At 68.6% G+C, this 25,296-nt stretch carries 26 protein-coding genes; 15 read left to right on the forward strand and 11 right to left on the reverse strand.

Features of this window, described 5'->3' with window-relative positions; translation table 11 throughout:
* Positions 1-20: 20 nt before the first annotated feature.
* From Hrr1229_RS14570 to Hrr1229_RS14580, 3 genes are all read left to right on the forward strand, one after another.
* On the forward strand, positions 21-2,072 hold the full coding sequence (locus Hrr1229_RS14570; RefSeq protein WP_123112228.1) for an ATP-binding protein: 2,052 nt from the start codon (positions 21-23) through the stop codon (positions 2,070-2,072).
* Positions 2,073-2,161: 89 nt separating this feature from the next.
* On the forward strand, positions 2,162-3,475 hold the full coding sequence (gene folP, locus Hrr1229_RS14575; RefSeq protein ID WP_123112227.1) for a dihydropteroate synthase: 1,314 nt from the start codon (positions 2,162-2,164) through the stop codon (positions 3,473-3,475).
* A gap of 177 nt (positions 3,476-3,652) precedes the next feature.
* Positions 3,653-4,357, forward strand: a complete 705-nt coding sequence (locus Hrr1229_RS14580) for a 6-hydroxymethylpterin diphosphokinase MptE-like protein (protein ID WP_123112226.1) — start codon at positions 3,653-3,655, stop codon at positions 4,355-4,357.
* Here the strand turns inward: Hrr1229_RS14580 and Hrr1229_RS14585 are convergent.
* Positions 4,354-5,139, reverse strand: a complete 786-nt coding sequence (locus Hrr1229_RS14585) for a creatininase family protein (RefSeq protein ID WP_123112225.1) — start codon at positions 5,137-5,139, stop codon at positions 4,354-4,356. The genes Hrr1229_RS14580 and Hrr1229_RS14585 overlap by 4 nt on opposite strands.
* Positions 5,140-5,245: 106 nt before the next feature.
* Between Hrr1229_RS14585 and Hrr1229_RS14590 the strand changes: the two genes are divergently transcribed.
* The 7 genes from Hrr1229_RS14590 (at position 5,246) to Hrr1229_RS14620 (ending at position 12,359) form a co-directional block, all read left to right on the forward strand.
* Positions 5,246-5,653, forward strand: a complete 408-nt coding sequence (locus Hrr1229_RS14590) for a nascent polypeptide-associated complex protein (protein WP_123112224.1) — start codon at positions 5,246-5,248, stop codon at positions 5,651-5,653.
* 10 nt (positions 5,654-5,663) lie between these two features.
* On the forward strand, positions 5,664-6,404 hold the full coding sequence (locus Hrr1229_RS14595) for a tRNA (adenine-N1)-methyltransferase (RefSeq protein WP_123112223.1): 741 nt from the start codon (positions 5,664-5,666) through the stop codon (positions 6,402-6,404).
* A gap of 41 nt (positions 6,405-6,445) precedes the next feature.
* The gene (locus tag Hrr1229_RS14600) at positions 6,446-7,570 is read left to right on the forward strand and encodes a DUF5821 family protein (RefSeq protein ID WP_123112222.1); all 1,125 of its coding nucleotides are present in this window, start codon (positions 6,446-6,448) and stop codon (positions 7,568-7,570) included.
* 93 nt (positions 7,571-7,663) lie between these two features.
* A complete protein-coding gene (locus tag Hrr1229_RS14605) occupies positions 7,664-8,785 on the forward strand; it encodes a pyridoxal phosphate-dependent aminotransferase (RefSeq protein WP_123112221.1) in 1,122 nt (373 codons plus the stop codon).
* A gap of 605 nt (positions 8,786-9,390) precedes the next feature.
* Positions 9,391-10,593, forward strand: coding sequence for a methionine adenosyltransferase (locus Hrr1229_RS14610; protein ID WP_123112219.1), 1,203 nt, complete (start codon positions 9,391-9,393; stop codon positions 10,591-10,593).
* 95 nt (positions 10,594-10,688) lie between these two features.
* Positions 10,689-11,141 (forward strand): DUF5804 family protein, encoded by a 453-nt coding sequence (locus Hrr1229_RS14615; RefSeq protein WP_123112218.1) that lies wholly within the window; start codon positions 10,689-10,691, stop codon positions 11,139-11,141.
* A gap of 474 nt (positions 11,142-11,615) precedes the next feature.
* Positions 11,616-12,359: a ThuA domain-containing protein gene (locus Hrr1229_RS14620; RefSeq protein WP_123112217.1), complete on the forward strand. Its 744-nt coding sequence runs from the start codon at positions 11,616-11,618 to the stop codon at positions 12,357-12,359.
* A gap of 52 nt (positions 12,360-12,411) precedes the next feature.
* On the opposite strand, the gene Hrr1229_RS14625 is transcribed toward Hrr1229_RS14620, so the two are convergent.
* On the reverse strand, positions 12,412-13,080 hold the full coding sequence (locus Hrr1229_RS14625; RefSeq protein ID WP_123112216.1) for a helix-turn-helix domain-containing protein: 669 nt from the start codon (positions 13,078-13,080) through the stop codon (positions 12,412-12,414).
* A gap of 84 nt (positions 13,081-13,164) precedes the next feature.
* Between Hrr1229_RS14625 and Hrr1229_RS14630 the strand changes: the two genes are divergently transcribed.
* Positions 13,165-14,820 carry an NADH-quinone oxidoreductase subunit C gene (locus Hrr1229_RS14630; RefSeq protein WP_123112215.1) on the forward strand — a complete coding sequence of 552 codons (1,656 nt, stop codon included), beginning with the start codon at positions 13,165-13,167 and terminating at the stop codon, positions 14,818-14,820.
* Positions 14,821-15,035: 215 nt separating this feature from the next.
* Here the strand turns inward: Hrr1229_RS14630 and Hrr1229_RS14635 are convergent, their stop codons facing one another.
* The 4 genes from Hrr1229_RS14635 to Hrr1229_RS14650 form a co-directional block, all read right to left on the reverse strand.
* The gene (locus tag Hrr1229_RS14635; protein ID WP_123112214.1) at positions 15,036-15,896 is read right to left on the reverse strand and encodes a hypothetical protein; all 861 of its coding nucleotides are present in this window, start codon (positions 15,894-15,896) and stop codon (positions 15,036-15,038) included.
* A gap of 282 nt (positions 15,897-16,178) precedes the next feature.
* On the reverse strand, positions 16,179-16,637 hold the full coding sequence (gene pyrI / locus Hrr1229_RS14640; RefSeq protein WP_123112213.1) for an aspartate carbamoyltransferase regulatory subunit: 459 nt from the start codon (positions 16,635-16,637) through the stop codon (positions 16,179-16,181).
* Positions 16,634-17,575, reverse strand: a complete 942-nt coding sequence (gene pyrB, locus Hrr1229_RS14645) for an aspartate carbamoyltransferase (protein ID WP_123112212.1) — start codon at positions 17,573-17,575, stop codon at positions 16,634-16,636. Before pyrB ends, pyrI begins: the two co-directional genes overlap by 4 nt.
* Before the next feature lie 249 nt (positions 17,576-17,824).
* Positions 17,825-18,241 carry a DUF4260 domain-containing protein gene (locus Hrr1229_RS14650; protein WP_123112211.1) on the reverse strand — a complete coding sequence of 139 codons (417 nt, stop codon included), beginning with the start codon at positions 18,239-18,241 and terminating at the stop codon, positions 17,825-17,827.
* 108 nt (positions 18,242-18,349) lie between these two features.
* On the opposite strand from Hrr1229_RS14650, the gene Hrr1229_RS14655 reads away from it, so the two are divergent.
* Entirely contained in the window at positions 18,350-18,670 is a 321-nt protein-coding gene (locus Hrr1229_RS14655; protein WP_123112210.1) for an ASCH domain-containing protein, read from the forward strand.
* 49 nt (positions 18,671-18,719) lie between these two features.
* On the opposite strand, the gene Hrr1229_RS14660 is transcribed toward Hrr1229_RS14655, so the two are convergent.
* A complete protein-coding gene (locus Hrr1229_RS14660) occupies positions 18,720-19,073 on the reverse strand; it encodes a 2Fe-2S iron-sulfur cluster-binding protein (RefSeq protein WP_123112209.1) in 354 nt (117 codons plus the stop codon).
* A gap of 137 nt (positions 19,074-19,210) precedes the next feature.
* Here Hrr1229_RS14660 and mvaD point away from each other — a divergent pair, with 137 nt between their 5' ends.
* The 3 genes from mvaD to Hrr1229_RS14675 all read left to right on the forward strand — a co-directional run bounded on the left by mvaD (position 19,211) and on the right by Hrr1229_RS14675 (position 21,011).
* Positions 19,211-20,209, forward strand: a complete 999-nt coding sequence (gene mvaD / locus Hrr1229_RS14665) for a phosphomevalonate decarboxylase MvaD (protein WP_123112208.1) — start codon at positions 19,211-19,213, stop codon at positions 20,207-20,209.
* A 105-nt stretch (positions 20,210-20,314) separates the two neighbouring features.
* Positions 20,315-20,677, forward strand: coding sequence for a MarR family transcriptional regulator (locus Hrr1229_RS14670; RefSeq protein ID WP_123112207.1), 363 nt, complete (start codon positions 20,315-20,317; stop codon positions 20,675-20,677).
* Entirely contained in the window at positions 20,670-21,011 is a 342-nt protein-coding gene (locus Hrr1229_RS14675; protein WP_255212520.1) for a hypothetical protein, read from the forward strand. Before Hrr1229_RS14670 ends, Hrr1229_RS14675 begins: the two co-directional genes overlap by 8 nt.
* Before the next feature lie 29 nt (positions 21,012-21,040).
* Here the strand turns inward: Hrr1229_RS14675 and Hrr1229_RS14680 are convergent, their stop codons facing one another.
* From Hrr1229_RS14680 to Hrr1229_RS14695, 4 genes are all read right to left on the reverse strand, one after another.
* Entirely contained in the window at positions 21,041-22,588 is a 1,548-nt protein-coding gene (locus Hrr1229_RS14680; RefSeq protein ID WP_123112205.1) for a deoxyribodipyrimidine photo-lyase, read from the reverse strand.
* 259 nt (positions 22,589-22,847) lie between these two features.
* Positions 22,848-23,381, reverse strand: a complete 534-nt coding sequence (locus Hrr1229_RS14685) for a SipW-dependent-type signal peptide-containing protein (RefSeq protein WP_123112204.1) — start codon at positions 23,379-23,381, stop codon at positions 22,848-22,850.
* Complete coding sequence (locus Hrr1229_RS14690; protein WP_123112203.1) at positions 23,374-24,393, reverse strand: signal peptidase I; 1,020 nt, start codon at positions 24,391-24,393, stop codon at positions 23,374-23,376. The genes Hrr1229_RS14685 and Hrr1229_RS14690 overlap by 8 nt, the downstream gene beginning before the upstream one ends.
* 90 nt (positions 24,394-24,483) lie before the next feature.
* The gene (locus Hrr1229_RS14695; RefSeq protein WP_176329419.1) at positions 24,484-25,293 is read right to left on the reverse strand and encodes a hypothetical protein; all 810 of its coding nucleotides are present in this window, start codon (positions 25,291-25,293) and stop codon (positions 24,484-24,486) included.
* Between the last annotated feature and the right edge of the window lie 3 nt (positions 25,294-25,296).

The following is a 25,296-nucleotide window of genomic DNA, read 5'->3' on the forward strand; positions in this document are numbered from 1 at the left end:
AAGCGACCATCTTTCAGTTAGTGTTACAGAATCTCGGCACCGTCGGGCAAATATATCTCGCTGTCTTCGCGCTCAGCGGACTCGTCTGTTTCGCCGCCATCGGTCGGGCGCGGAAGTTTCAGGACCCCGACGTCCGCCGCGGACTGGTGGGGCTGCTCGCCACCGCCGGCGGGTGGGCGCTCCTCAGAGCCGCCGGGTTCCTGCTCCCCGATCCGTTCCGCGTGCCGGCGTACATCGTCGGACTCGCCATCGGGTTCGCCACCGTCTGGGCGTGGCTCTACTTCTGTTCCGCCTACTCCGGACGGATGTACCACCGCAACAAGTCGTTGCGACGTGTGAGTGCGGCCATCTTTCTCGTCGTCGTTTCGGTCAAAGTCACGAACCCCATTCACGGGGCGTACTTCACGGCGCGGCAGGCGTCGACGCCGTTCGCCCACCTCGCGGTGGAACACAACGTGCTCCACTGGACCGCGACAGGCCTGTCGTACGCGCTGTCGGCGGTGGGACTGTTCATCATCTTCCAGCTCTTCTTCGAATCGGAGTACGACACCGGGCCCCTCAGCGCGCTCTCGGCCCTGATCGGGCTCCCGGTCGTGCTCGACATCACCGCTCAGTTCACGCCGCTGCTCATCAACATCATCTACGCGCCCATCGGGGTGGCGGTGTTCGCGGTCGGTGTGCTGTTCGTCTTCGAACGCCGCTTCCTCGCGGTCCAGCGGGCGTCGTTCGGTGACGACCTCTCCATCTATCTCGACGAGCGGGGACGGATCCGCGATTACTCGGCGACCGTCAGGGAGGTGTTACCGGAACTCGACGAGTCGAGGGGCGACCGGCTCTCCGAGACCGTTCCGTCGGTCGCCGAGGCCCTCGAGAGCGACGACCAGATACTCGAACGGGAGCGGTCCGACGAACTGCGGTACTACTTCGTCTCGACGAGCACCACCTCGCTCGGTGACACCGGAGCGCAGATCGTATTACTGTCGGACGTGACCCAGACGGAGCGCCAGCGCCGCCAACTCGCCGAACGCGAGGCCGAGATCAACGAGCAGAACGAGCTCTATCGGGGCGTCATCGACGCCAGTTTCGGCTTCGTCTTCCGGATCGACAAGCAGGGCCGGTTCACATTCGCCTCGCCGTCAGTGGAGGAGTTCCTCGGCTACTCGCCGGCGGAACTCGAGGGGCAACCGGTTTCGATCACGCTCCCAAACGAGGCGACGATCGAACGGGCGTGGAACGAGATCGAGCCGATCTTCGACGGCAAACGCAACATGGTGCGGGACTTTCCGCTGGAGACGAAAGCCGGGGCGACCGTGTTCACGGACGTGCGCGGTGTTCCCATTTACGAGGGGAGCGTTCCCGCCGACGAGCGAACGACGGAGGACATCGTGGGCATCCAGTTGATGGTGCGTGACGCGACGAAGCGCCGGGAGCGCGAGGGCCTCATCAGCGTCATCAACCGCGTGCTGCGTCACAACATGCGGAACAAGATGGGAATCATCACCGGGTACGCGGAGATGCTCGAAGGCCGACTCAGCGGCGGGGACGCCGAGAAAGCGACGCAGATCAGGGACACGGCCGACCAGTTGCTCGACCTGACCGAGTCGGCCCAGCGTCTCGAGGAGTACCGGGAGCTGTCGCCCGACCTCGAACCGGTCGACATCGTCCCGATGCTCGAGGACACCGTCTCGGAGCTGCAGATGCAGTACCCCGAGGCGTCGGTGACCATCGACGCCCCCGACGCCGTCGTGGTTGACACCCACGAGCGTCTCAAAACGGCGCTGTGGGAGGTCGTCGAAAACGCCGCGAAACACGGCGGCGACCCGCCCGTCGTCGAGATCGACGTGACGGACACCGAGGCGGGGGTGACGATCGCCGTGAGGGACAACGGGCCGGGGATCCCCGAAATAGAACGGGACGTCCTGCAGTCGAACGTGGAGACGCCGCTGGTTCACGGCGAGGGCCTCGGTCTGTGGCTGATCCACTGGATCGTCACCAGCCTCGACGGCGAACTCAAAACGACGGCGGGGGGCGAGGGCACGACGGTCACGATCCGCCTCCCGAAAGCGTCGTGAGACGCGACCCGACGGCCGTTGCTCTCGACTCCCCGGCGAGCGCGTCGGGTACTCGTCCCGTTTATGTCGCTCGCGCCCGTGGTGATCGTATGCGAAACGTGGACGCCGCGGGGCTCGGGATCGGCGACGACCACCCCCCTCGGATCATGGGCGTGCTCAACGTCTCCGCGGAGTCGCCGTACGACCCGAGCGTGTACGACGACCCGGGCGAGGCCGCCGAGTACGTCGACGAGGAGCTGATCGGCGAGGGCGCCGACATCGTCGATGTCGGCCTCGAATCGGCCAACAAGGACCTCGACGTGCTGTCCGCCGAACAGGAGCTGGACCGGCTCGACACCGCGGTCGAGACCCTCGAATCGACCTCGGGCGACGCCGTCTGGTCGATCGAGACCCGCTACCACGAGGTCGCCGACGAGGCGCTCTCGCGCGGGTTCGACATGGTCAACGACATCTGCGGGTTCGCCGACCCCGAGATGCCCCGCGTCTGCAGCGAGCACGACGCCGCCGTCTCGAAGATGGCCTCGCCGCCGGACTTGGAGCGACCGGGGGCGATCGAAGATGTCGACTGGGCGGCGCGAAGCGCCGCAAGTCCAGAGCGTAGCTGGAGCTACGCGGACGACATCTACGAGGCGCTCTCGATGAACGGGTTCACCGACAAGACGATCCTCGACCCCGCCTTCGGCGGCTGGTCCGAGGCGAAGACCCACGCCGATGACCGCGAGACGCTCCGCCGGCTCCGGGAGTTCCGGGGGTACGGCCGGCCGCTGCTCGTCTCGATCAACCGCAAGAGCTTCCTGAAGACGATCGCCGGGCGGACCACGGAGGAGGCGCTGCCCGTCTCGCTGGCGGCCACGTCGATGGCGGTCGAGCGCGGCGCGCACGTGATCCGCACCCACGACGTCGCGGAGACCCGCGACGCGGCGCTCGTCGGCGCCGAATTCGCCCGGAACCGGGTCCGCTCGGGGCGCGACGCGGGCGACGTCGCCGTCGAGGAGCTCGACGTGACGACCGCGCGTGAGGCCGAGCGCCACCTCGACCGGCTCGACGCCGACCGCGACGCGGCCGCTGAGGCCGTCGTTCGCACCTACGAGCTCACCGGCCTCCCGGAGCCGGCGGTCGGCGCGCTCCGGGCCGCGACCGCGGGGGCGGAGGGCGTCGACGGCGCGGAGTTCGCCCTCGCGGCCGAAGCCGATGCGGCGGCGCCCGGCCCGGCCGCCGACCCGCCCTCCGCGACCGACGGCGGCGCTCCGGACACGAGCGACGCCCGAGATGCCGCCGAGACCGGCGCTGCGGGCCTCCTTATTTGTACCCCGGCCGGGCGAAGAGCGCTGATAGACCGGGTTTCGGGGGTTTCCGACCCGCTCGACGCAGCGCTCGTAGCGACCGACGCGGGCTCAAAGTAAGAGAAAGTTTATGCCGTCGTGCAGACAACCGATCGACCGGACGCCGGAGGGGCACGCGGGTAGGGGTACTCTGTGCCACTCCGGCCCATACCATATTCCACACCGCCAGCGGCGGCGCCGCGCGGCGCACTTCCGAGCGCGCAGTCGCGGCCTCACGATACCCGCGGAGGAGTCGGCGTGAACTTCGAGACGTTCGAGCCGATGTACGAGGCGATCCTCGCGGACTTCGGCTTCGAGCGCGCCGCGGACGAGCGCGCCCGCGACGTCGCCGCCGAGCTGGCGACGCCCTTCCCGCTCGATAGGCTCGGTGACTGGCGCGGCGCGACCGTCGCGGTCGCCGGCGCCGCGCCGCGACTCGTCGCCGACGTCGAAATCGCCCGCGACGCCGACGTCGTCGTCGCCGCCTCGACCGCCGCCGACGTCCTCCGCGACCGGGGGGTCGCCGTCGACTGCATGGTGACCGACCTCGACAAGAACCCGGAGACTGCGGCGGCGCTGACCCGCGAGGGCGTGCCGGTCGCGGCGCACGCGCACGGCGACAACGTCCCCGCCGTTCGCGAGTGGCTCCCGCGGTTCGCCGACGAGTGGACGCTGGCGACGACGCAGGCGGCGCCCCAGGGACCGGTCGTCAACACGGGCGGATTCACCGATGGCGACCGCGCAGCCTTCCTCGCCGACCACGTCGGCGCGGGGCGGCTCGTCTTCCCCGGGTGGGCGTTCGACGACCCCGACGTCGACCCGATGAAGGCGCGGAAGCTCGACTGGGCCGCCCGCCTGCTGCGCTGGCTCGAACGGCGCCGCGACGAGCGGTTCGGCGTTCTCGACGGGCGGCGAGAAGCGACGGACGCGGCGCTCGACCCGATCCTGTCCGGTCGCGGCTAGTACGGCGACGACTCGACGCGCGCTTTCGGCAGCAGTTCCTCGCGGTCGCGGGCCTCCAGCCACTCGACGAGCTGCACGAGCTGGTCGGTGGCCGCCTCGAACAGCCGCTCGGCCTTCTCCGGGGTCACGTCGGTCGGGTCGCCGAACGCGCCGTTCGCGGAGTTGTCGACCGAGTCGTAGAAGGTCCGGGCGCCGTGGACGACCGCGTCGGAGTCGTCGAGGTGAACCAACCCGTCGTCGCGGGCGTTCCTGAACTGGTCCTCGCGGACGAGTTCCGGGGCGATGTGGGTGATCATGGCGGTCTCCTTCGGCCCCGCGTGCGGGCCGTTGTGCTCGAACAGCTCGTCGACCAGCTCCGGGATCGACTCGTCCCACATCCACTCGAGCGCGTACGTCGTCCCGTCCTGGTGGAGCCGCCGGCCGACCTCGCGGAGGTGCTGGACGTTGCCGCCGTGGGCGTTCACGTAGACGACGCGGTCGATCCCGTGGTACGCGAGGTTCCGGGTGAACCCCTCGACGTAGTCCCGGAACTCCGGCGGGTCGACCCACATCGTCCCCGGGAACTGGCGGTGGTGGGGGCTGACGCCCACGTTGATCGTCGGGGTGCGGACGACGTCGGCCTCCTCGGCGGCGGCGCTCGCGAGCGCCTCGGCGATCAGATGGTCGGTCGCCAGCGGGAGGTGCGGGCCGTGCTGTTCGGTGGAGCCGAGCGGGACGAGGGCGACGGTGCCGTCGGACAGCTCCGCCGCGAGTTCCGGCCATGTGTGGTCGGCGAGATACATACCCGAAGGTGTGGGTCGCGACGTATGAACCCAGCCGTCCCGGCGCGGTTCGCCGTCTCGTCCCGTGTCGCCACCCTTTTTGTGTCGTCCGGCCGAACTCGTTCCTATGTTTGGAGGCGGCGGCATGAACCCGCGGAAGATGAAACAGATGATGAAACAGATGGGGATCGACGTCGAGGAGCTCGACGCCGAGCGGGTCGTCATCGAGACGGCCGACGGCGACCTCGTCTTCGACGGCGCTCAGGTCACCAAGATGGACGCGCAGGGCCAGGAGACCTACCAGATCGTCGGCTCGCCTGAGGAGGTCGACGACGCGGGCGCCCGCGGGGGTCCCTCCGCGGTCGAGGGCGGGTCCACCGACGCGGCCGGCGAGATCGACGAGGCCGACGCCGGTATCCCCGACGAGGACGTGGCACTCGTCGCCGAGCGCGCGGGCGTGCCGCAGTCCACGGCCCGCGAGGCTCTCGAAGACAACGACGGCGACCTCGCGGCCGCGATCGCGGAGCTGGAGTGACTGATTCGGCGTGACGGACGCCGCGTACCTGCTCGTCCACGAGGACCGGGAGTACCTGCTGGAGCCCGGCGAGGAGTTCGGCACCGACCTCGGCGTGCTCGAGGTCCCCGACGACGTCGCCGGCGGCGACACGGTCGAGACCCACCTCGGCACCGAGTTCGCGGTCCGCGAGCTCCGCGGCCCGGACCTGTTCAACCACCTCGAACGCACCGGCGCGCCGATGATGCCGCGCGACGTGGGGCTCGTGATGGGCCACACCGGCGCGTCCAGCGGCGACCGCGTCCTCGACGCCGGCACCGGAACGGGGATCCTCGCCGCCTATCTCGGTCGGGCCGGCGCCGACGTGACCACCTACGAGGTCGACGACGAGTTCGCCGACGTCGCCCGCGCCAACATGGCGACCGCGGGCGTCGCCGACCGCGTCGAGGTCCGGACCGGCGACCTCACCGAGGAGCTGGACGGGCTCGCCGAGGTGGAGCCGTTCGACGCGCTCACGCTGGACACCGGCGACGCGCCGGCCGTCGTCGAGCGCGCCGACGAACTGCTCGTCTCGGGCGGCTGTCTCGCCGTCTACTCGCCGTTCGTCGAGGGCACCCGCGAGGCGGTCCTCGCCGCGCGCGAGGCCGGCCTCGACGGCATCGAAACGCTGGAGACGATCCAGCGCGAGATGGACTTCTCCGACCGCGGTTCCCGTCCCTCCACCGCGGGCGTCGGCCACACCGGCTACCTCGTCTTCGCGCGGGCGCCCTGACCGGGCGCAACGTTCTTTCCGATTCCGCCGCCACGGAGCGTATGGGTTCCCCGGGGGACGGCGACGGCGCTACCGCCGACAGCTCCGACGCTCCCGACAGCTCTGACGCCCCCGACGGCTCCGACGCCCCCGACGGCTCCGACGAACCCTCCGAAGTCGCCGTCGCGGTCGATCGGTGGGGCGGGGAGCTCGCGACCGCGGTCGAGTCGGCGCTCGCGGGACGGTCCGGCGTCGTCGCCGTCGGCGTTCCGCTCGGGCTGCTTCCGCCCGTCCTCGCGGCCCGACGGCGGACCGACGACGCCGAGCCGTGGCGGATCGCCTGTCGGCCCGGTGCCGTCGACGCGCTCGCTCGGGCGTTCGTCCTCGGTACCGACGTCGCCGAGGCGGTCGCGGACGGATCGCTCGAACTCCGGACGCCCGCTGACGACGGGGCTTCCGGAGACCTATTGAAAGCCGATGCCGCCGCTCGCTCGCTCGCGTTCGCGACGCCCGACCGCGTCGACGCGGTCGCCGGCCCCCGCGCGGACCGGGCCCTCCTCTCGGAGACGGGAGACGCGACCGCGGCCGCGGCGCACCGGGCCGCGACGGCTCGGTTCGAGGCGGCGACGCCCGCGACCGTCGAGATGCCCTCGCGGACCCGCCTGCTCGCCGCGGCGCGCGAGGTCCTCGACGACCGGTTCGCCGACGACCTGGCGGCGGTCCTCGACGCGCTCGACTACGGCGCGGTCGGGCGGACCGTGGCGCCCGCCGATCGAACCCTCCTCGTCGCGCTGGCGGCCCGCCACGATCACCTCTTTCGGGACCTCAGGCGGTGGGTCGACGGCGCGGGCGGCGAGGGGGGCGAGGGCGACGGCGCTGGCGGCGAGGGGACCGAAGGCGACGACGCCGAAGGGGACGCCGACCGCGTCGCGATCGCGCCCGGACAGGAGCTCACGGCCGACCGGCGCGCGCTCGTGGAGCGGGAGCTGATCGAGTCGATCAAGGTTCCGATGGGGGCGGGGCGACCCAAGCTCCGGCTCAGGGCGGTCGACGAGGTGCTCTTGCGGGCACGGCCGAGCGAGGTGCTCAGCGTGCTCCGCGGGCGGTTCGCGCTCCCGCTCGACGGGGACGGCACGCTCCGGCGGGGTCCCGACGGCGAGGGGCGCCGGCCGGTGTGGGACCGCTAGCGGCGACGCGGGCGGGCGGCGGTCGCGGGACCGCCTCCTCGTCGGTGCGCCGACGTGACAAGAACTAACTCCCGGCGGCGCCCCCGAACGGGTATGCCGAACTTCTCCGACAGGGTCGAGCGGATCTCCATCAGCGGGATCCGCGAGGTGTTCGAGGCGGCCGGCGACGACGCGATCAACCTCGGGCTCGGGCAGCCCGACTTCCCCACGCCAGCGCACGCGAGGCAGGCCGCCGTCGACGCGATCGAGGACGGGAAGGCGGACGCCTACACCGAGAACAAGGGGACCCGGTCGCTGCGGGAGGCGATCGCGGAGAAACACCGGGCGGACCAGGGGATCGACCTCGATCCCGGGAACGTGATCGCCACTGCGGGGGGGAGCGAGGCGCTCCACGTCGCGATGGAGGCGCACGTGAGCGAGGGCGACGAGGTCGTGATCCCGGATCCGGGATTCGTCTCGTACGACGCGCTCACGAAACTCGCGGGCGGCGAGCCCGTCCCCGCCCCGCTGCGCGACGACCTCACGATCGACCCGGCCGCGATCGAGGACGCGATCACCGACGACACCGCGGCGTTCGTGGTGAACTCGCCCGGCAACCCCACCGGGGCGGTCTCCTCCGAGGAAGACGTGCGGGAGTTCGCGCGGATCGCGGACGAACACGACGTGCTCTGTATCTCCGACGAGGTGTACGAGTACACCGTCTTCGACGGCGAGCACTACTCGCCGATGGAGTTCGCGGAGACGGACAGCGTCGTCGTCGTCAACTCCGCCTCGAAGCTGTTCTCGATGACGGGCTGGCGGCTCGGCTGGGTGTACGGCTCCGACGAGCGCGTCGAGCGCATGCTGCGCGTCCACCAGTACGCGCAGGCCTGCGCGTCGGCCCCGGCGCAGTACGCGGCCGAGGGCGCGCTGCGCGGCGACCGCGGGATCGTCGACGAGATGACCGCCTCCTTCGAGCGCCGCCGCGACCTCCTGTTGGAGGGGTTCGATGATATTGGCCTCGACTGTCCCACCCCGCAGGGCGCCTTCTACGCGATGCCGCGGGTGCCCGAGGGGTTCGTCGACGAGTGCCTCGACCGCGGGGTGATCGTCGTCCCCGGCGAGGCGTTCGGCGAGCACGGCCGCGGCCACGCGCGCATCTCGTACGCGACCGACGAGAGCGAGCTCCGGGAGGCGCTCGACGTGATGGCGGAGGCCTACGAGGCGGCGAAGTAGGTGACGAGGCACGAGGCGAGGTAGGGACGAGGGAGTCTGTTGAACTCCAATTTTTCAGAAACATTCTCGACTGAAACAGCCGGTCGGTGAAGCGTGCGTATCAATCGTTATTAGAACGAGTACAGTTCTATCCGCACCTGAGAACACACCGAATTAGTTTTCGGGAGAGGCAACTGTACCTTCGACAAGTATGCCCTCCGAGAAGACGTGTCCCGATTGCGAGGAACCACTGGAACGGATGGAACTACAAGGAACCGACGCCGTTGGCGAACTATCTATCGTCTCACCATCGACGGACGACGGATTTCTTAGTAGTATCCGAGCGGATGAGATTCTGACGCCAGTTCCATACGTTTGCCCCGAGTGCCGACGAACCCTCCTGTATGCCGAAAAGTAGCCGATACGTTAGTCACCTGTATTGACCACAACCGGATCAAAATAGATCACCTGTTACGGATTTCAACAGAGCCGGACGAGGTAGGGAGACAGAATGCAAAGCGGCTGCAGGATACTGGCAACACCTGCCAAACGATAACTAAAGAGCATTACCCGGGCGCGGGAGGTTTCCGCAAGTTATACTGCGACCGACGGAGTACCGAGAGGTAATGGACCGGAACATTCAGGTCAGCCGTCTCGACCGGCGGGCCGTCGAGGACCAAGAGGTCGAGATCGTCGAGCGGAAGGGTATCGGACACCCTGACTCGATCTGTGACGGAATCGCGGAGTCGGTGTCGCGGGCGCTCTCGCAGCTCTACTTGGACCGCGTCGGAAAGGTGCTTCACTACAACACGGACGAGACCCAGCTCGTCGCCGGGCGCGCCGCGCCCGCCTACGGCGGCGGCGAGGTCGTCGAGCCGATCTACGTGCTCATCGTCGGGCGCGCCACGAAGGAGTACGACGGCCAGCAGCTCCCGGTCGACTCGACCGCGCTGGCGGCCGCCCGCGACTACCTCGCGGAGGCGATCCCGGAGCTGGAGTACGGCACCGACGTCGTCGTCGACGCCAAGCTCGGCGAGGGCTCCGGCGACCTCCAGGACGTCTTCGGCGAGGAGACCCAGCAGGTCCCGATGGCGAACGACACCTCCTTCGGCGTCGGCCACGCCCCCCTCACCGAGACCGAGACGATCGTTCACGAGGCCGAGCGCGCGCTCAACGGACGCTACCACGACGAGCACCCCGAGCTCGGCCCCGACGTGAAGATCATGGGCAAACGCGAGGGCGACCGGATCGACATCACGGTCGCGGCCGCGATGGTCGACCGCTACGTCGACGGGCTCGACGAGTACGACGACGCGGTCGACGATGTGCGCGAGTTCGTCACCGGGCTCGCCGAGGACCACACCGACCGCGAGGTCCACGTCGACGTCAACACCGCCGACGACTACGACGAGGGGTCGGTGTACCTCACCGTCACCGGCACCTCCGCGGAGCAGGGGGACGACGGCTCGGTCGGGCGCGGCAACCGCGCGAACGGCCTCATCACCCCGAACCGACCGATGTCGATGGAGGCGACCTCCGGGAAGAACCCCGTCAACCACATCGGGAAGATCTACAACCTGCTTTCGACCCGGATCGCCGAGTCGGTCACCGACGAGGTCGACGGGATCCGCGACCTGCAGGTCCGCCTGCTCTCGCAGATCGGCCGGCCGATCGACGAGCCCCACGTCGCCGACGCGCAGCTCGTCACCGAGGAGGGGGTCGCGATCGGCGACATCGAGCCGGAGGTCCTCGAGATCGTCGACCGCGAGCTGAACGACGTCACCGACGTGACCCGCAGCGTCATCGACGGCGACGTCTCGACGTTCTGAGTCGGCCGCGTTCGACGATCCCGAGCCACCCGCGTTCGACGATCCCGAGCCGAACGACCGCAACCGATTTGGGGAGCGGGCGAGACCGACAGCGTGTGACGCGGGTGTGTCTCCTCGGCGATCCGGACGTCAACCTCACCTACGAGCTGCTGTCTCGGGAGACCGCCCGGGACGCGCTCGCGACGTACGACATCGAGGAGCCGTTCGCGAACAGCCTCGCGGTCGACACCGTGAGCCTCGGCGCCGCCGTCGCGCTGTTGAACGACCTCAACTGGTACCTCGTGCGCTTCGTCGACGAGGCGCTCGTCCGCGAGCCGTCGATCTCCACCGACGAGTGGCTCTCGCGCGACCTCGCCCGCGAGGTTCGCGACGGCGCCGTCCCGCCCGAGGAGACCGACCAGCGCCTGAAGGTGTTCGGCCTCGTCGACGGGCGGCCGGTCGAGCCGCTGTACGTTCGGCGGCAACAGGGCGAGACGCCCGAATACGACCTCCGTGACGTCGACGAGACGGTGATCGTCCGGGTGAGCGAGTCGGAATTCTCGGGGTAAGTGGCGGATAGGGGCGTTTGTTTATAAGATAGCGCGGTGAACAGGTCCAAACCCCCAGCTGCGCGTTTATAAGTGACCGACCGAAACCTGGCACTGAAGCGGTCCAAAGCCCCAGCCGCTCGTCGGTACGTCGTCGCGATCGCTGTAGGGGAGAACACCTCCAAAGCCCCAGCCGCGAGGACTCGATGGGCTCGCTGCGGTCCTCGTCGCTCACTTCATTCGCTCCTGCGGTCCTTGCGTCGCCCGTCTTCGCCCTCGCGGCTGCCCCTTTGAATCCCACCCCTCACCGCGACCGCACCTCACGCCTCCCCAGCCTCGTCGCTCGCTCGGGGCTCCCTTCGGTCGCCCACATCACTCGCGACTCCCTCGCACGCGCTCCTCGCGCCCGAAGGGCGCTCGGAGGCGCGCGCCACCGGAACGATCTTTTTCGCTCCGGATACGATCGTACAAGTCAATCGGGCGGCGAAGGCGCGTATGGCACGCGTCACGGTCTGGAACGAGTACCGTCACGAGCGCGAGAGCGACGTCGTCGCCGACCGCTATCCCGACGGGATCCACGCGGTCCTCGCGGAGGTCTTCGAGGAGGCGGGCCACGACGTCCGCACCGCCACGCTCGACGAGGGACCCGAGCACGGCCTCACCGAGGCGGTCCTCGACGACACCGACGTGCTCACGTGGTGGGGCCACGCCGCCCACGACGAGGTGCGCGACGAGGTCGTCGACCGCGTCCACGAGCGGGTGCTCGACGGGATGGGCCTCTTGGTGCTTCACTCCGCGCACTACTCGAAGATCTTCAAGAAGCTGATGGGCACCAGCTGCTCGCTGAAGTGGCGGGAGGCCGCCGAGACGGAGCGGCTCTGGGCGATCGAGCCGAGCCACCCGATCGCCGACGGGATCGGCGAGTACATCGAGGTCGACGAGGCGGAGATGTACGGCGAGCGCTTCGACGTTCCCGCGCCGGACACGCTCGTTTTCAACTCCTGGTTCGAAGGCGGCGAGACGTTCCGATCCGGCTGCTGTTACCGCCGCGGCAGCGGGAAGGTGTTCTACTTCCGCCCGGGCCACGAGACGTATCCGGTGTACTACAACGACGACGTCCGGCGGGTGCTCCGGAACGCGGTCGAGTGGGCGGAACCGGGCGACGGCCCGAATCCCGAATTCGGCAACGCCGACCCGATCGAGGATATCGACACGAGCGACGACCGAACGGTCCACTAGCGACGACCGAACGGTCCACTAGCGGCGGTTCGCGGGCCGCTCGCTCGCGCCCTCACGACACCTCGCGAAGCTCCATGAACGCGGTCATCACGGCCGACTCCGCTTTCCGGAGGTGCTCCGACGCGGTGCTCGCGGAGGCGTCGATCCGCGCCGCGACCTCCTCGACGGTCGCTTCCCGGGGTGCGTCGTAGTAGCCGCTCTCGACGGCGGCCGCGAGCGCGTCGAACTGCCGGTCGGTCAGCTCCGGATCGAAGAGGTGCTGCCGCCAGTCGTACTCGCCGATCCGGAGGACGGTGGTGTCGATCCGCTCCGGGAGGCCCGCGAGCGCCTCCCGGAGCGGGCCGCCGTTCCCGATCGCCGTCAGCCGCGCGATCCCATTCGGGCGGAAGTCGATCGGCGGGACGACGACGACGCCCGTTCGCTGGAGCGGGTCGAACGTCGCGTCGTCGGCGCCGTCGCGACGCTGCGTGAGGAAGACGTAGTGACCCGATTCGTCGATCCGGGTCACGTCGAACTCCCGAATGCGGTCGACCGACCGAAGCGCGTCGGTGTACACGTCGATGTCCCCCTCTACGTAGAAGAGGAAGGTGTCGTCCGGTTCGCCGAACACCGTCCCCTGAACGAGCACGTCGCGCTCGATAGCGTCGGACTCGTCGATGAGCCGGTGTATCGGGTGCATGAGTTCCGGCGGATACCGGAGTTCGACTCGGAGGTACTTCACGCCGGCCACTGTTCACGGATCCGGTATAAATACCCGTCCTGATCCGGCAGAAGACTCGGATGGTCCGGACGCGTCGGTTCACCCATGTCGATCGACGCGACGACAGACGGCGTCGACGCAGCGACGAAACCGGACCCGTTCTCGTCGATTTCGGAGCTGGTCGTCGGACGCGAGACGCATCTGAACGCCCCCGCCGCGCGAATTCGCCCGGACGCGGTCCGAGAGGCGCTCTCGACGCTGAAAGCGGAAGCTGGCTTCGATCACCTCGCCTGCGTCACCGCTCAGGAGTACGAGGGCCGCTACGAGTCGATCTACCACCTGCGGACGTTCGACGACCCGACCCAAGAGGTCAGCGTCGTCGTGCCCGCCGACACGGATACTCCCGTTTCGGAGTCGGCCGAGCCCGTCTTCCGCACCGCCGACTGGCACGAGCGGGAGGCGTACGACCTGATCGGCATCGAGTACGACGACCACCCCGACCTGCGCCGGATTCTGCTGCCGGAGACGTGGCAGGGCCACCCTCTGTCGATGGATTACGACAAGGACCAGCCCCAGATCGCCGCGCTCTCCGAGAATGAGCCCGTCGAACCGGGCTCGTCGACGGCGGTGGGGAGCGACACCATGCTCCTCAACATCGGGCCGCACCACCCGGCGACCCACGGCGTGCTCCACCTCCAGGTCACCTTAGACGGGGAGGACGTCGTCGACGTCGAACCCGACATCGGTTACATCCACCGCTGCGAGGAGCAGATGGCCCAGTCGGGGACGTACCGGCACCAGATCATGCCGTACCCCGACCGCTGGGATTGGGGCGGTGCCGGCCTCCTCAACGAGTGGGCGTACGCCCGCGCGGCCGAGGACCTCGCCGACATCGAGGTGCCGGAGTACGCGCAGGTCGTCCGGACGATGGCCGCGGAGTGCAGCCGGATCCTCTCGCACATGCTGGCGATGGGGGCGTACGCGCTCGACGTGATCGGCGACTTCACGGCGACGTTCATGTACGCGATCCAAGAGCGCGAGCGCGTCCAAGACGTTCTGGAGGAGCTGACGGGCCAGCGGCTGATGTTCAACTACTTCCGGCTCGGCGGCGTCGTCTGGGACTTGCCGGAGCCGCGCGAGGAGTTCTTCTCGACGGTGCGGGAGTTCCTCGACGGACTCCCGCGTCGCCTGGAGGAGTACCACGACCTCCTCACCCGCAACGGGATCCTCCAGTTGCGCACGGTCGACACGGGGGTCCTGCCGCCGGACGTCGCGAAGGAGTACGGCTGCACCGGACCCGTGCTTCGCGGGTCGGGCGTCGACTACGACCTGCGTCGCGACGACCCGTACGGCTACTACGACGAACTCGACTGGGACGTCGTCACCGAGGACGGCTGCGACAACTACAGTCGCCTGCTCGTCCGGATGCGCGAGGTCGAGGAGTCCGCGAAGATCATCGAACAGTGCGTCGACCTGCTCGAGGACTGGCCGGAGGACGAACGGACGATTCAGGCGAACGTGCCCCGCACGCTCCGCCCGGACGACGACGCCGAGATCTACCGCGCCGTCGAGGCGGCCAAAGGCGAGCTCGGCATCTACATCCGCTCCGACGGCACCGACAAGCCCGCTCGCTTCAAGATCCGCGGCCCCTCCTTCTCGAACCTCCAAGCGCTCCCGGAGATGGCCAACGGCGAGTCGATCCCGGACCTGATCGCCTCGCTGGGGAGCTTGGACACGATCATGGGCGAGGTCGATCGGTGAGTCGCCCCGGTCGCGGACGAGCCGGCGGCTCACGACTGTAGGGCGACCGCCGCTACGGCGCGGACGTTGAAAGGCGACCGCCTCGCGCGAACGCGAGACGACCGGTGTGTCGCACGCCGGCGGCCGGTCGAGTAGGCGTCGGCCGCGGTGGGATATAAATCCTCGTTCGTGCGGACGAGGAGGGCAGACCGGTGGGGCGAGACCGACGGCTCCCGTCAGTCGGGGCGGTGGACCTCGCCGTCGCGCCCGTCGGCGTCCTTCCGGCGGAGCGCGGCGGCCGCGTTGTTGGCGTCGTAGCCGAAGAAGACGTCCTTCGCGTACGTCTCGGCGACCTCGGTCGCGTGGATCAGCTCGTCGACGGGGACGTCGACCGCGTACAGCTCCAGCGAGAACGGCGTCTCCGGCGGCGCGCCGTGCACGTCGTAGTCGCCGCCGAGCCGCGTGCGGAACCCGCGGGCGATGGTCTCCAGCCAGTAGGTCGTCGCGTACTCGGTGTCGTACAGCGGGACCACGAACTCGTCGACGTGCTCGGCGAGTCGGTCGAGGTCGAGGCCGGCGCGCGCTCGGAGGTGGCCGGGGTACGGGTCCGGATACAGGGTGAGCAGGACGCGGCCGGGGACCAGCTCGGCGGCGTCGGCGACGAACTCGGTGATGACGTCGGCGCGCCAGTCGCTCCAGCGCTCGCGGTCGCTCTCGGCGAACAGCCGCTCGCAGCGGTCGCAGCGACAGAACCCCTCGCGCGGGAAGCCCACGTCGTCGAGCCGGACGTCGTCGCTCTCGGCGGCGCAGTCCTCGATGATCTCCAAGAGCCCCTCGCGGTACTCCGGGTGCGTCGGGCAGATGTACGCCCAGTCGAAGTAGTCGCGGTCCCGGGTCGCCGGCTCGCCGCGCTCGTCGACGGGGACCAGATCCGGGTTCTCGGCGGCCGCGGCGTTGTCGCCGAAACACGACACCATGTTCACCGCGTTCGGGAGCGGCGCGGCCGCGCGCCCCGTAACGTCTTTTACCTCGTAGAAGCCGAGGTCGAACGGCTCCATCTCGACCTCGTCGGCGTTGCGCGTGACGACCCCGTACATACCGGTCGGTACGCGCGTGAGGGGTAAAAACGGCGGGCATCCGCCCGCGGGAGGTAGTCGTGATTCGACGCGTCCGGTTCTCGCGGTCGCTCGTTACTCGACGGTCACCGGCTCCTTGTCGCCGGCGAACATGAAGTACGCGACCGCCACGAGCGACAGGACCAGGACGAGCTTGACTTTCTTGCTCATGTTCCACGCATCGGGCGGCGGGCGCTAAAACCTACCGGAGCGTCGGACGCGTCGCGGCGGCGGTCGGGGGTGGACCGGGCGACGCCGCGGGCCTCACACGTCGATGTGGTCGGCGATGTCGGCGCGCAGGATCGTCGAGCAGTAGTCGCAGCGGACGCCGTCGGCGACGACGTCGAACCGGGTCTCGATCGGCTCGTCGGCGTTCGTGATGCAGTTACGGTTCGGGCACGAGAGCACGCCGGTCACGGTGTCGGGGCGAGTCACCCGGTTCTTCTCGACGACCTCGAAGTCGCGGACGATGTTGATCGTCGCCTCGGGCGCGATGAGCGAGAGCACGTCGACCTCGGACTGCGAGAGCTCCCGCTCTTCGACCTTCACGATGTCCTTCCGGCCGAGCCGGTCCGAGGGGACGTTCATCCCGACGGAGACGCCGAACCCTTCCGAGCCGTCGATCCCGAGGATCGCGAGCACGTTGAGCGCCTGCCCGCCCTCGACGTGGTCGATCACGGTGCCGTCGCGGATCTTCGAGACGCGGAGCTCGTGGTCGCTCATCGGTCCACCTCCATCCCCTCGGCGGCCTCGGCGTTCTCCATGAGGGTGTCGAGCAGCGCCATCCGCACCGGAATCCCGTTGTGCGCCTGCTCGAAGTACGTCGCGTGATCGGTCTCGTCGACGTCGGGCGAGATCTCGTCGACGCGCGGGAGCGGGTGCATCACGGTGAGGTCGTCGGAGGCGTCCTCGAGCGTCTCGGCGTCGATCCGATACTCGCCGGCGACGCGGTGGTACTCGTTCTCGTCGGGGAACCGCTCCTTCTGGATCCGGGTGACGTACAGCACGTCGAGCTCGCCGAGCACGTCCTCCAGGTCGGTGTGCTCGCGCATCTGCGCGCCGGTCTCGTGGAGGTCGAACCGGACCGACCGCGGGAGCCGCAGCGACTCGGGGCTGATGAAGTGCTGGTTGGCGTCGAACTCCGTGAGCGCCGCGGCCAGCGAGTGGACCGTGCGGCCGTACTTCAGGTCGCCCATGATCCCGACCGTGAGGTCCTCGAGGCCGTGGTTCTCGCGGATCGTGTGGAGGTCGAGGAGGGTCTGCGAGGGGTGCTGCCCCGCGCCGTCGCCCGCGTTGACGACCGGGACGGAGACGTTCTCGGCGGCCAGTGTCGCGGCGCCCTCGCTCGGATGTCGGAGGACGAGCGCGTCCGCGTAGCCCTCGATGACGCGGACGGTGTCCGAGAGCGACTCCCCCTTCGACACCGACGAGGAGTCGACGTCGCCCATGTCGACGGTGTTCATCCCGAGGCGTTTGGCCGCGCTGTCGAAGCTCATCCGGGTGCGCGTGCTCGGCTCGAAGAAACAGAGCGCGAGCACGCGCCCGGCGTGCCGGTCCGCGTAGGCGGCGGGGTCGTCGGCGACCTCGCGGGCCCGGTCGAGCACCGCCTCGATGTCATCCCGCGAGAGCTGTGTCGCGGTGATGAGGTGGTCCTGACGCATCGTCGGAGAAGGGGACCGGCAGTATCTTGAATCCCTCGGCTCGGCCCGCTAATTCGCTGATCACGAAAGTGAACACCGCCGTCAGCGACGGTTTCGAGATGCGTAATGTCGACTCGTCTTCACGCGTCACCGCGTCCTTCGGTCGCGCCCGCGCTCCCGCCTCGACGGACTCAGCGATTCCACGCCGCCGATGGAAGGCTAACAGTTCCACGTCGCCGACGTCACGGCCACCCGCCCCCGAGCTCTCGGTCAGTCGTCCCTGCCGCCGGCGTCGGGGACCACTGGTCCGTGCCCCGCGATTCGAGAGTCGCGGTCGGCCTCGACGGAGAGGTGGGTGTGTTTGAATCCGGTCGGGCGCTTCAGTCCGTACCCCACGGCGCGGTCGGCACCGATGTGAGCGGCCCAGACGAGCGCGATCCATGAGAGGGGCGTTACGCCGAGCCCCACCCCGACTCCCAAGAGGCTCAACGGCGCGAGATACGTGTGAAAGGCGTTGTAGAAACGACTGCCGACGCGAGGTCCCGCGAGGTACGCCGCCATCGAGATGTCGGGGGCGAGAGCGAGCACCGCGAACAGCCAGAGCGGGCCGCCCAGCGAGAAGTACGCCGCGGTCGCCGCGGCGAAGAGCCCGGCCCCTTCGAGTCGGAGAATAGATCGCGTATCCATGACAGGAATACGGCGGTCGCGGATAAATACGCGCAGTGAGGCGTGATAGCACCCACGGGCGCAGAGGCCGTCCACATTTATAAGCGGATCCGCGCCCAACGAACGGCCATGTCCGAGAACGATCCAGCGGACCTGCTCCCGAACGACCGCGTGAAACAGGCCGCGCTCGACGGCGACGTCACGCAGCTCCACCGCGGGAATCAGTACGGCGACGAGGGCGACGTCTTCGAGATCGACGGCGTCGACTTCGAACTGACCGAGGTCACCGAGCGCACCCTCGGCGACATGACCGACGCCGACGCGAAGCGAGAGGGGTCGCCGTCGCTGGAGGCGTACAAAGAGCGGATGGTCCGCGCGCACGGCGGGAACTTCGACTGGGACGACGACGCCGACGTGGTACGCCACCGGTTCGAGCGCGTCGGCGAGTAGGGAGTCGGAGAAGGAATAGGGAGTCGGAGAAGGGCGACGGCGAGACGGCTCAGTCGTCGTCCGCGGCCGCGCCGTCGGCGCCGTCGCCGTCCCCGCCGGCCGCGGTCGCCGCGTCGTCCTCGATGCTCGGCGGGTACTTCCCGCGGTCGAGCTTCAGGTCCGACTGCGGGCGGGCCATGCAGGTGAGCGCGTACTCCTCGGCCTCCTCGTCGGTGAGCCCCCGGGCGGCCGGCTGGGTCACCTCGCCCTCGACGATCTCCGCGGAGCAGGCGAGGCACATCCCGACGCGGCAGGAGTACTCCTGGGCGATCCCCGCCTCGATACAGGAGCTGAGGACCGTCTCCGTGTCGGCCACCTCGATCGTCTCGCCGGTGCCGACGAACTCGACGGTGTACTCTGTCATGGCGCGGAGTACCCGCCGACCCGTCAAAAAGGGTTCCCCTCTATCGCGTCGCCGTCGCGGGGACGGAAGCGGGGAAGCGCCCCCGACGCCCCGCGCCCATCGCAACGACTAATCCCCCGCCGGACGCTTCCCGAGGTATGACCGAGAAGGCCACCGCGCGAGCCCACCCGATCCAGGGGCTCGTCAAGTACCACGGGATGCGCGACCCGGAGCTCCGGCTCCCGTACCACGACAGCATCAGCCTCTGTACCGCGCCGACCGCGACGACGACCACGGTCGAGTGGCAGCCCGACGCGAGCGAGGACACCTACGTCATCGGGGGCGAGGAAGTGGACGGGAGGGCCGCCGAGCGTATCGATATGGTCGTCGACCACGTCCGCGAGCTGGCCGGCGTCGACGCCGCCGTCCGGCTGGAGAGCGAGAACTCCTTCCCGTCGAACATCGGGTTCGGCTCCTCGTCGTCCGGGTTCGCGGCCGCCGCGCTCGCGCTCACCGAGGCCGCAGGCCTCGACCTCTCGCTTCCCGAGGTGTCCACGGTCGCCCGTCGCGGGTCCTCCTCCGCGGCCCGCTCGGTCACCGGCGCGTACTCCCGGCTCGACGCCGGACTCAACGACGCGGACTGCCGCTCGCACCGACTGGACGTGGGCACGGGCGAAGACGGGTTCGACCCCGAGGAGGACCTCCGCATCGTCGCCGCGCACGTGCCCGCTTATAAGGAGACGGAGGAGGCGCACCGCGAGGCGGCGGAGAGCCACATGATGCAGGCGCGGACCGCGCACGTGCAGGACCAGCTCGTCGAGATGACCGACGCGCTCCGCGAGGGCGACTTCGACCGGATCTTCGAGACCGCCGAGCACGACTCGCTCTCGCTGACGGCGACGACGATGACCGGCCCCGCGGGCTGGGTGTACTGGCAGCCGGAGACGATCGCCGTGTTCAACGCGGTCCGCGAACTGCGCGAGGAGGGCGTCCCCGTCTACTTCTCGACGGACACCGGCGCCTCGGTGTACGTGAACACGCTCGCCGACCACGCCGACGAGGTCGAGAGCTGGATCGCCGAGATCGGGATCGACACCGACGTCTGGGAGGTCGGCGGCCCGGCGCGCGTGCTCGACGAGAGCGAGGCGCTCTTTTAAAAGGGCGGCACTCGGGACGACCGTCTCGTTCCCGGTGGACACTCCCCTTCGACTTCTCGCCGGCCACAAGCGACTAATACATTCGATACAAACTGTACGCTCGAGATGCCCATCAGCGCCGATCGGTTCGAATCGATGCGCGAACCGGACGACGGCCCCGTACCGGGAACGAACGCGCACGAGGTCCTCTCGTTTCTGGAAGAACACGCCGATGAGGCGTTCACGCAGAGCGAAATCGCGGACGCGACGGGGATCGCGACGGGGTCCATCGGACCGACGCTCACGCGGCTCCGCGAGGACGGTCGGGTCGATCATAAGGGGATATACTGGCGGATAAGCGATCACGCCCGGAGCCTCGACGCCGCCGGAGCGCACGCAGGAGCGACCGCAGCGAACCGTGAGGACGAACCGCCGGCGTATGACGACTGGCAGGAGCACGCGGTCGACCCCCGCGCGGACCGTGAGTGACGCGTACCGAAGGGGCGACGTGTTCTGGGCGCCCGACCCGTTCAGACGCGGGACGAATCCCCGGCTCTGGTTGGTTCTCGCCGCGGAAAATCTCCCGTACCCCGGCGAAGAATACGTCTGCGCCGCGCTCACCACCAGCGATCTGCCTGCGAACGAAGCGGTGGGTGGCGACTGGGTCTCGGGCCGCAACCCGGACAAGACGTCGTACTGCTCGCCGTGGGTGATCGGAACGATCAAACACCGGGCGGTAGCGAACCCGCAGGGGCGGATCTCGACCGAATTCACCGAGAGAATGGCCGAGCGGTGTCGATCGTTCCTGGCCGAGGATCGGTGACCGCGTCGGCCCCCTCCCTCGGAATCTCCCTACTCGTCCGGGTCCTCGCCGCGCGCTCGCTTGTACATCGCCAACGCCTCCTCGCGTCGCTCCGAGTGGTCGACGACGGGCGCGGGGTATTCCGGCGCCGCGTTCGCGCGCTGGGTGGGCGACAGCTCGTGCCACTCGTGGATCAGGTCGGCGTCGAGGCCCCGGAGCTCGGGGACGTACTCTTTGATGTACTCCGCGTCGGGGTCGTACCGCTCCCCCTGTGTCATCGGGTTGAAGATGCGGAAGTAGGGCTGGGCGTCGGTCCCGGTCGAGGCCGCCCACTGCCAGCCGCCGTTGTCGTTGGCGGTGTCGTGGTCGGCCAGTTTCTCCCGGAAGTGCTCGTATCCGTGGCGCCAGTCCGCGAGCAGGTCCTTCGTCAGGAAGGAGGCGACGATCATCCGCACGCGGTTGTGCATGAACGCCTCCTCGCGGAGCTGACGCATCCCGGCGTCGACGATCGGGTAGCCGGTCTCGCCGCGCTTCCACGCCGCGATCTCGTCGGGGTCGTCGCGCCACTCGATCCCCTCCTCGTACTCCTTGTAGTCGTCCGTCACGACCTCTGGGTTGTGGTACAGCACCTGCGTGTAGAACTCCCGCCACGCCAGCTGCTGCTGGTACTCCTCGACCGCGGCGACGGGGCCCTCGTCCTCGTCGCCCTCCTCATCGGTTTCCTCGGCCCGCTCCTCCGCCGCGGCCATCGCGCGCTCGGTCGCCTCGTACGCCTCGCGCACCCCGATCTCGCCGTATTTTAAAAAGGCCGACATGCGGGAGGTGGCCTCGCGGGCGGGGTAGTCGCGCTCCGCGTCATACGCGAACACCGCCTCCGAGAGGAAATCGTCAAGCCGCTGGCGGGCCGCCTCGGTGCCGGCCGGACCGATGTCGGCCTCGGGCTCCGCGAAGCCCAGGTCGGCGGGTGCGGGCAGGTCACCGACGGCGACGCGGTCGATCGCGACGCCGTCGACCGATCGCCCGTCGCCCCGATCACCGCCGTCCGCCAGCGCGCCCCCGTCGTCCCCCACCGCCGCCGCCAGCGCGTCGGCGTCGACGAGGTCGCCCGCCCCGGGCGTCGGTGCCGGCGAGTCGGTCTCGCGGTCGGCCCACTTCCGCCAGTAGTAGGTGTACACCGAGTAGGGGTCGCCGGCATTCGTCCGGATCGAGTCCGGAGTGTGTAACACCGCGTCGTGGTGCGCCGCGCGTTCGATCCCGGCCTCGTTGAGCGCCTTCCGGACATCGGCGTCGCGCTGGCGCGCGAGCCCCGAGTAGTCTCGATTCCAGACGACCCGGTCAGCGTCGAGCGCGCCGGCCAGCTCCGGGAGGACGCTCTCGGGGTCGCCGCGGGCGACGAGGAGGTCGCTGCCGCGGTCGCGGTAGTTGTCCCGCAGCGCCGCGAGCCCGTCGAGCAGGCGGCGGACCCGCGCGTCGCTCGCGTGCGCCAGCACGTCGTCGTCGAAGACGAAGGCGCCCGCGACCGCTCCCCTGTCGGCCGCAGCCGCGAGCCCGACGTTATCGGCGAGTCGCAGGTCCCGTCGGTGCCAGAACAGATCCATGGGATCCACACGGGTGCAAGGACCGTGAAAGCACCGCCGTCGACGACGCGGCGATCGGCGACCGTCACCACAGACCGGCGACGTAGCCGCTGAGAAAACCGAGCAACAGAAGTAAGGCGAGTATCCGGAGGACGTTCCGTTTGGTCAGGAACCGGCTCCGCGAACGGTTCGACTCGATCCCAGAGACATCGTTTCCGTTCCGTTCCCGCTTACCTGACGGGTCACTTGAGTTCATGTGACTCTCCTTTTCCCGAACGCTTCACCCGCCCGACGGCGGCGGCGCCGCCGGGAGACGTCGTTGGTCCGCGGTCGTCGCCGAGGCGGCTGGAACGGCGTCGCTCGCCCGACTAACGTCCGGTCCCTCGGTGGTCGGGAGGCCTTCGCTATAGAGCCGATCGGATGTGTTCTGGCTCGTTTCGTTGGTCGTGGTATCGTCGCTGTCGGTGGTGTTGTCGGTCGTGGTGTTGTCGGTCGTGGTGTTGTCGGTCGTGGTGTTGTCGGTCGTGGTGTTGTCGGTCGTGGTGTTGTCGGTCGTGGTGTTGTCGGTCGTGGTGTTGTCGGTCGTGGTGTTGTCGGTCGCTGTGATGTTGTCCGTCTCGTCGGAATCCACTACATTCGTCCCGCTTATCGTTACTTCCGAACTGCCGGAGAAGTTGCCGGCAGTAAACGTCACGTCAACGTCACCGCTGTCGCTGAACGCGGCATACGTCACGGCGCCGCTGGAGACCGCGGCTATCAGTAGCGCCATACTCACCGCCAGCACGGCGGTCTTTCGAAGTGGCGTGTTATGCATCGTCCGCCTCCGATTCCGCGTGATCCGCGCTCTCGATTCCGGCGTGCTCAGGAGACGGCATCGACGATCCGTCGGCACGCATCGCCGGGGTCGATCCAGTCACGGCCACAGGGTCCAGGGCGGGTACCGAGCCAGTATCTGACGTGGTCTCCGACTCCGGTGCGTCATCACTCCCGGCGGCGTAGTACATAGAGCCGACGAGTAACGCCCCGATTCCCGACCCGAAGGCGACGGCGAACGACCACGCGGCTTGGATGTTGTAGACGACCCAGCCGGCGTATACCGCGGTCCCCGTGAGAACGCCCAGCGAGAGACGGAGGTCCGTTCGCGTGAGCGCGATGCCCCCCCCATCTTCCGCTTCCTCGTCGGCCGCTTCGGACGCCGCCCTCTGACCGTTCGTCCCGGCGACGGTCGGAGTGTGGACGGGTCGCCGAACGGCCGGCTCCGGCCCGGCGACGTCCGGGTCTGCAGCGGTGACCGCTTTCGTCTCGTCGCTCCCCTCGTCGTCCGATTCCGAACCGTCGACGACTATCGAGTACACCTCCGAGAGCAGCAGCAGGGCGAACGGAACGACGACGAGAGCGACGAATCCGGTGGTCGTGCTCCCGAACTGAATGACGTACCCGATGTACGGGATCGTGAACACGACTTGGCCTCTGACTTCCGAGGCCGCGACCGGCGAGGCGTCCGGGTCGTCGTTCGCGTCACCCTGGGTTACGAACGAGCGCTCGCCGCCGTCCTCGTTGATACCGACAACGCGATGGGTGGTCGGGGTATCCGAGCCGCTCCGGAGGTAGGTGATAACGTCCCGTTCCTCGATGTCGGCCGGGTCCACGTCGTCGACGACGACGACGTCGCCCGTGTTGATCGTCGGCTCCATGCTGCCCGACAGCACGACGTAGCTCCCCTCGGCCCCGACCACTCCCGGCACCGCGTAGATGACGAACGGGATCACGATAGCGATCAACAGGAGGAGTCCGAGCCAACTGAGCAGCCGGCGAGTGTCGGGCATGTCACCACTCACCTCCGTCTGGTGACCTCTCGCTGGCTATCTCGCGCCCTGTCCCGGGGCGACTCGTTTCGTATCGTCTCGATTTCCCCGTCATTCCGTCTCGTTCCATGGATTATCGTTTTGCTGGCTGTGTCGACACTGTACGGCGGTGAAATCGAACGAACAGGAGAGCGACTCCTCGGAGAGGTCGGCTGGCGTGTCCGCCCGGAACTTCCACTTGAGGTCGAGACACCACCGTCCGTCGACGCAGCCATCGGTGAGCAGGCCGCCGTCGGCGTACCTGGTGGTCAGCCCGTCGAGCGTCCCCTGGTACAGCTCAGTACCCTCACCGTCGTCACACGTCGGCCGCTGTAGGAGCTCGACGTCGATGTACGACCCGAGATCGGTAGCACTCGACGACGCGGCCCGCATCCAGATCCGACCCCGGTCTTCGCCGAGCCGATATCCGACTCTGAGCACACCCGTGTCTTTCGGTTTGATGCCGGAGAAGCCGACCTCGATCGTCGCGTCCGTTCGGTAATCGTCGTCGGAGAAGGAATCGAGACTCTTGACGTCGGTGGCCCGATCGGTGGCGAGTTCGAGGATTAGGTCGCCAGTACCGATGAGATTTCCGGAGAACGGCTCCCAGTCCGAAAGGTAGGCACCCGTCACCGCTCCGCCGCCGGCACCGAGCGTGCCAGTGACTCCTATCGCTTTGAGCAGTCGTCGGCGGGAGTAGTCGTCGTCTTCGGACATGTGTTCTCTTTTTTCGATGACCGCCGCGGGCGTCAGTCGTCTCGGTCCCGGTCCGGCTCGGGAGTCGAAGCGGCCTGAGGTTCCCCGTTCGAGTTCCCGGCCGTCTTCGTCGTCATTTGGTTGACTTGTTACTTTGTATTGAGGTGCTTGAGAACGAGCGAGCACGGA

This window comes from Halorubrum sp. CBA1229 (assembly GCF_003721435.2).
Taxonomy (GTDB): Archaea; Halobacteriota; Halobacteria; order Halobacteriales; family Haloferacaceae; genus Halorubrum.

Bases quoted from the DNA above. Each gene is read 5' to 3' on its own strand.
- Hrr1229_RS14670 (WP_123112207.1), top strand. From the start codon at position 20,315: ATGCCCATCAGCGCCGATCGGTTCGAATCGATGCGCGAACCGGACGAC.
- Hrr1229_RS14610 (WP_123112219.1), top strand. From the start codon at position 9,391: ATGGACCGGAACATTCAGGTCAGCCGTCTCGACCGGCGGGCCGTCGAG.
- Hrr1229_RS14605 (WP_123112221.1), top strand. From the start codon at position 7,664: ATGCCGAACTTCTCCGACAGGGTCGAGCGGATCTCCATCAGCGGGATC.
- Hrr1229_RS14650 (WP_123112211.1), bottom strand. From the start codon at position 18,241: ATGGATACGCGATCTATTCTCCGACTCGAAGGGGCCGGGCTCTTCGCC.
- Hrr1229_RS14630 (WP_123112215.1), top strand. From the start codon at position 13,165: ATGTCGATCGACGCGACGACAGACGGCGTCGACGCAGCGACGAAACCG.
- Hrr1229_RS14600 (WP_123112222.1), top strand. From the start codon at position 6,446: ATGGGTTCCCCGGGGGACGGCGACGGCGCTACCGCCGACAGCTCCGAC.
- mvaD (WP_123112208.1), top strand. From the start codon at position 19,211: ATGACCGAGAAGGCCACCGCGCGAGCCCACCCGATCCAGGGGCTCGTC.
- Hrr1229_RS14660 (WP_123112209.1), bottom strand. From the start codon at position 19,073: ATGACAGAGTACACCGTCGAGTTCGTCGGCACCGGCGAGACGATCGAG.
- Hrr1229_RS14685 (WP_123112204.1), bottom strand. From the start codon at position 23,381: ATGCATAACACGCCACTTCGAAAGACCGCCGTGCTGGCGGTGAGTATG.
- Hrr1229_RS14690 (WP_123112203.1), bottom strand. From the start codon at position 24,393: ATGCCCGACACTCGCCGGCTGCTCAGTTGGCTCGGACTCCTCCTGTTG.
- pyrB (WP_123112212.1), bottom strand. From the start codon at position 17,575: ATGCGTCAGGACCACCTCATCACCGCGACACAGCTCTCGCGGGATGAC.
- pyrI (WP_123112213.1), bottom strand. From the start codon at position 16,637: ATGAGCGACCACGAGCTCCGCGTCTCGAAGATCCGCGACGGCACCGTG.
- Hrr1229_RS14585 (WP_123112225.1), bottom strand. From the start codon at position 5,139: ATGTATCTCGCCGACCACACATGGCCGGAACTCGCGGCGGAGCTGTCC.
- Hrr1229_RS14680 (WP_123112205.1), bottom strand. From the start codon at position 22,588: ATGGATCTGTTCTGGCACCGACGGGACCTGCGACTCGCCGATAACGTC.
- Hrr1229_RS14590 (WP_123112224.1), top strand. From the start codon at position 5,246: ATGTTTGGAGGCGGCGGCATGAACCCGCGGAAGATGAAACAGATGATG.
- Hrr1229_RS14655 (WP_123112210.1), top strand. From the start codon at position 18,350: ATGTCCGAGAACGATCCAGCGGACCTGCTCCCGAACGACCGCGTGAAA.
- Hrr1229_RS14635 (WP_123112214.1), bottom strand. From the start codon at position 15,896: ATGTACGGGGTCGTCACGCGCAACGCCGACGAGGTCGAGATGGAGCCG.
- folP (WP_123112227.1), top strand. From the start codon at position 2,162: ATGCGAAACGTGGACGCCGCGGGGCTCGGGATCGGCGACGACCACCCC.
- Hrr1229_RS14620 (WP_123112217.1), top strand. From the start codon at position 11,616: ATGGCACGCGTCACGGTCTGGAACGAGTACCGTCACGAGCGCGAGAGC.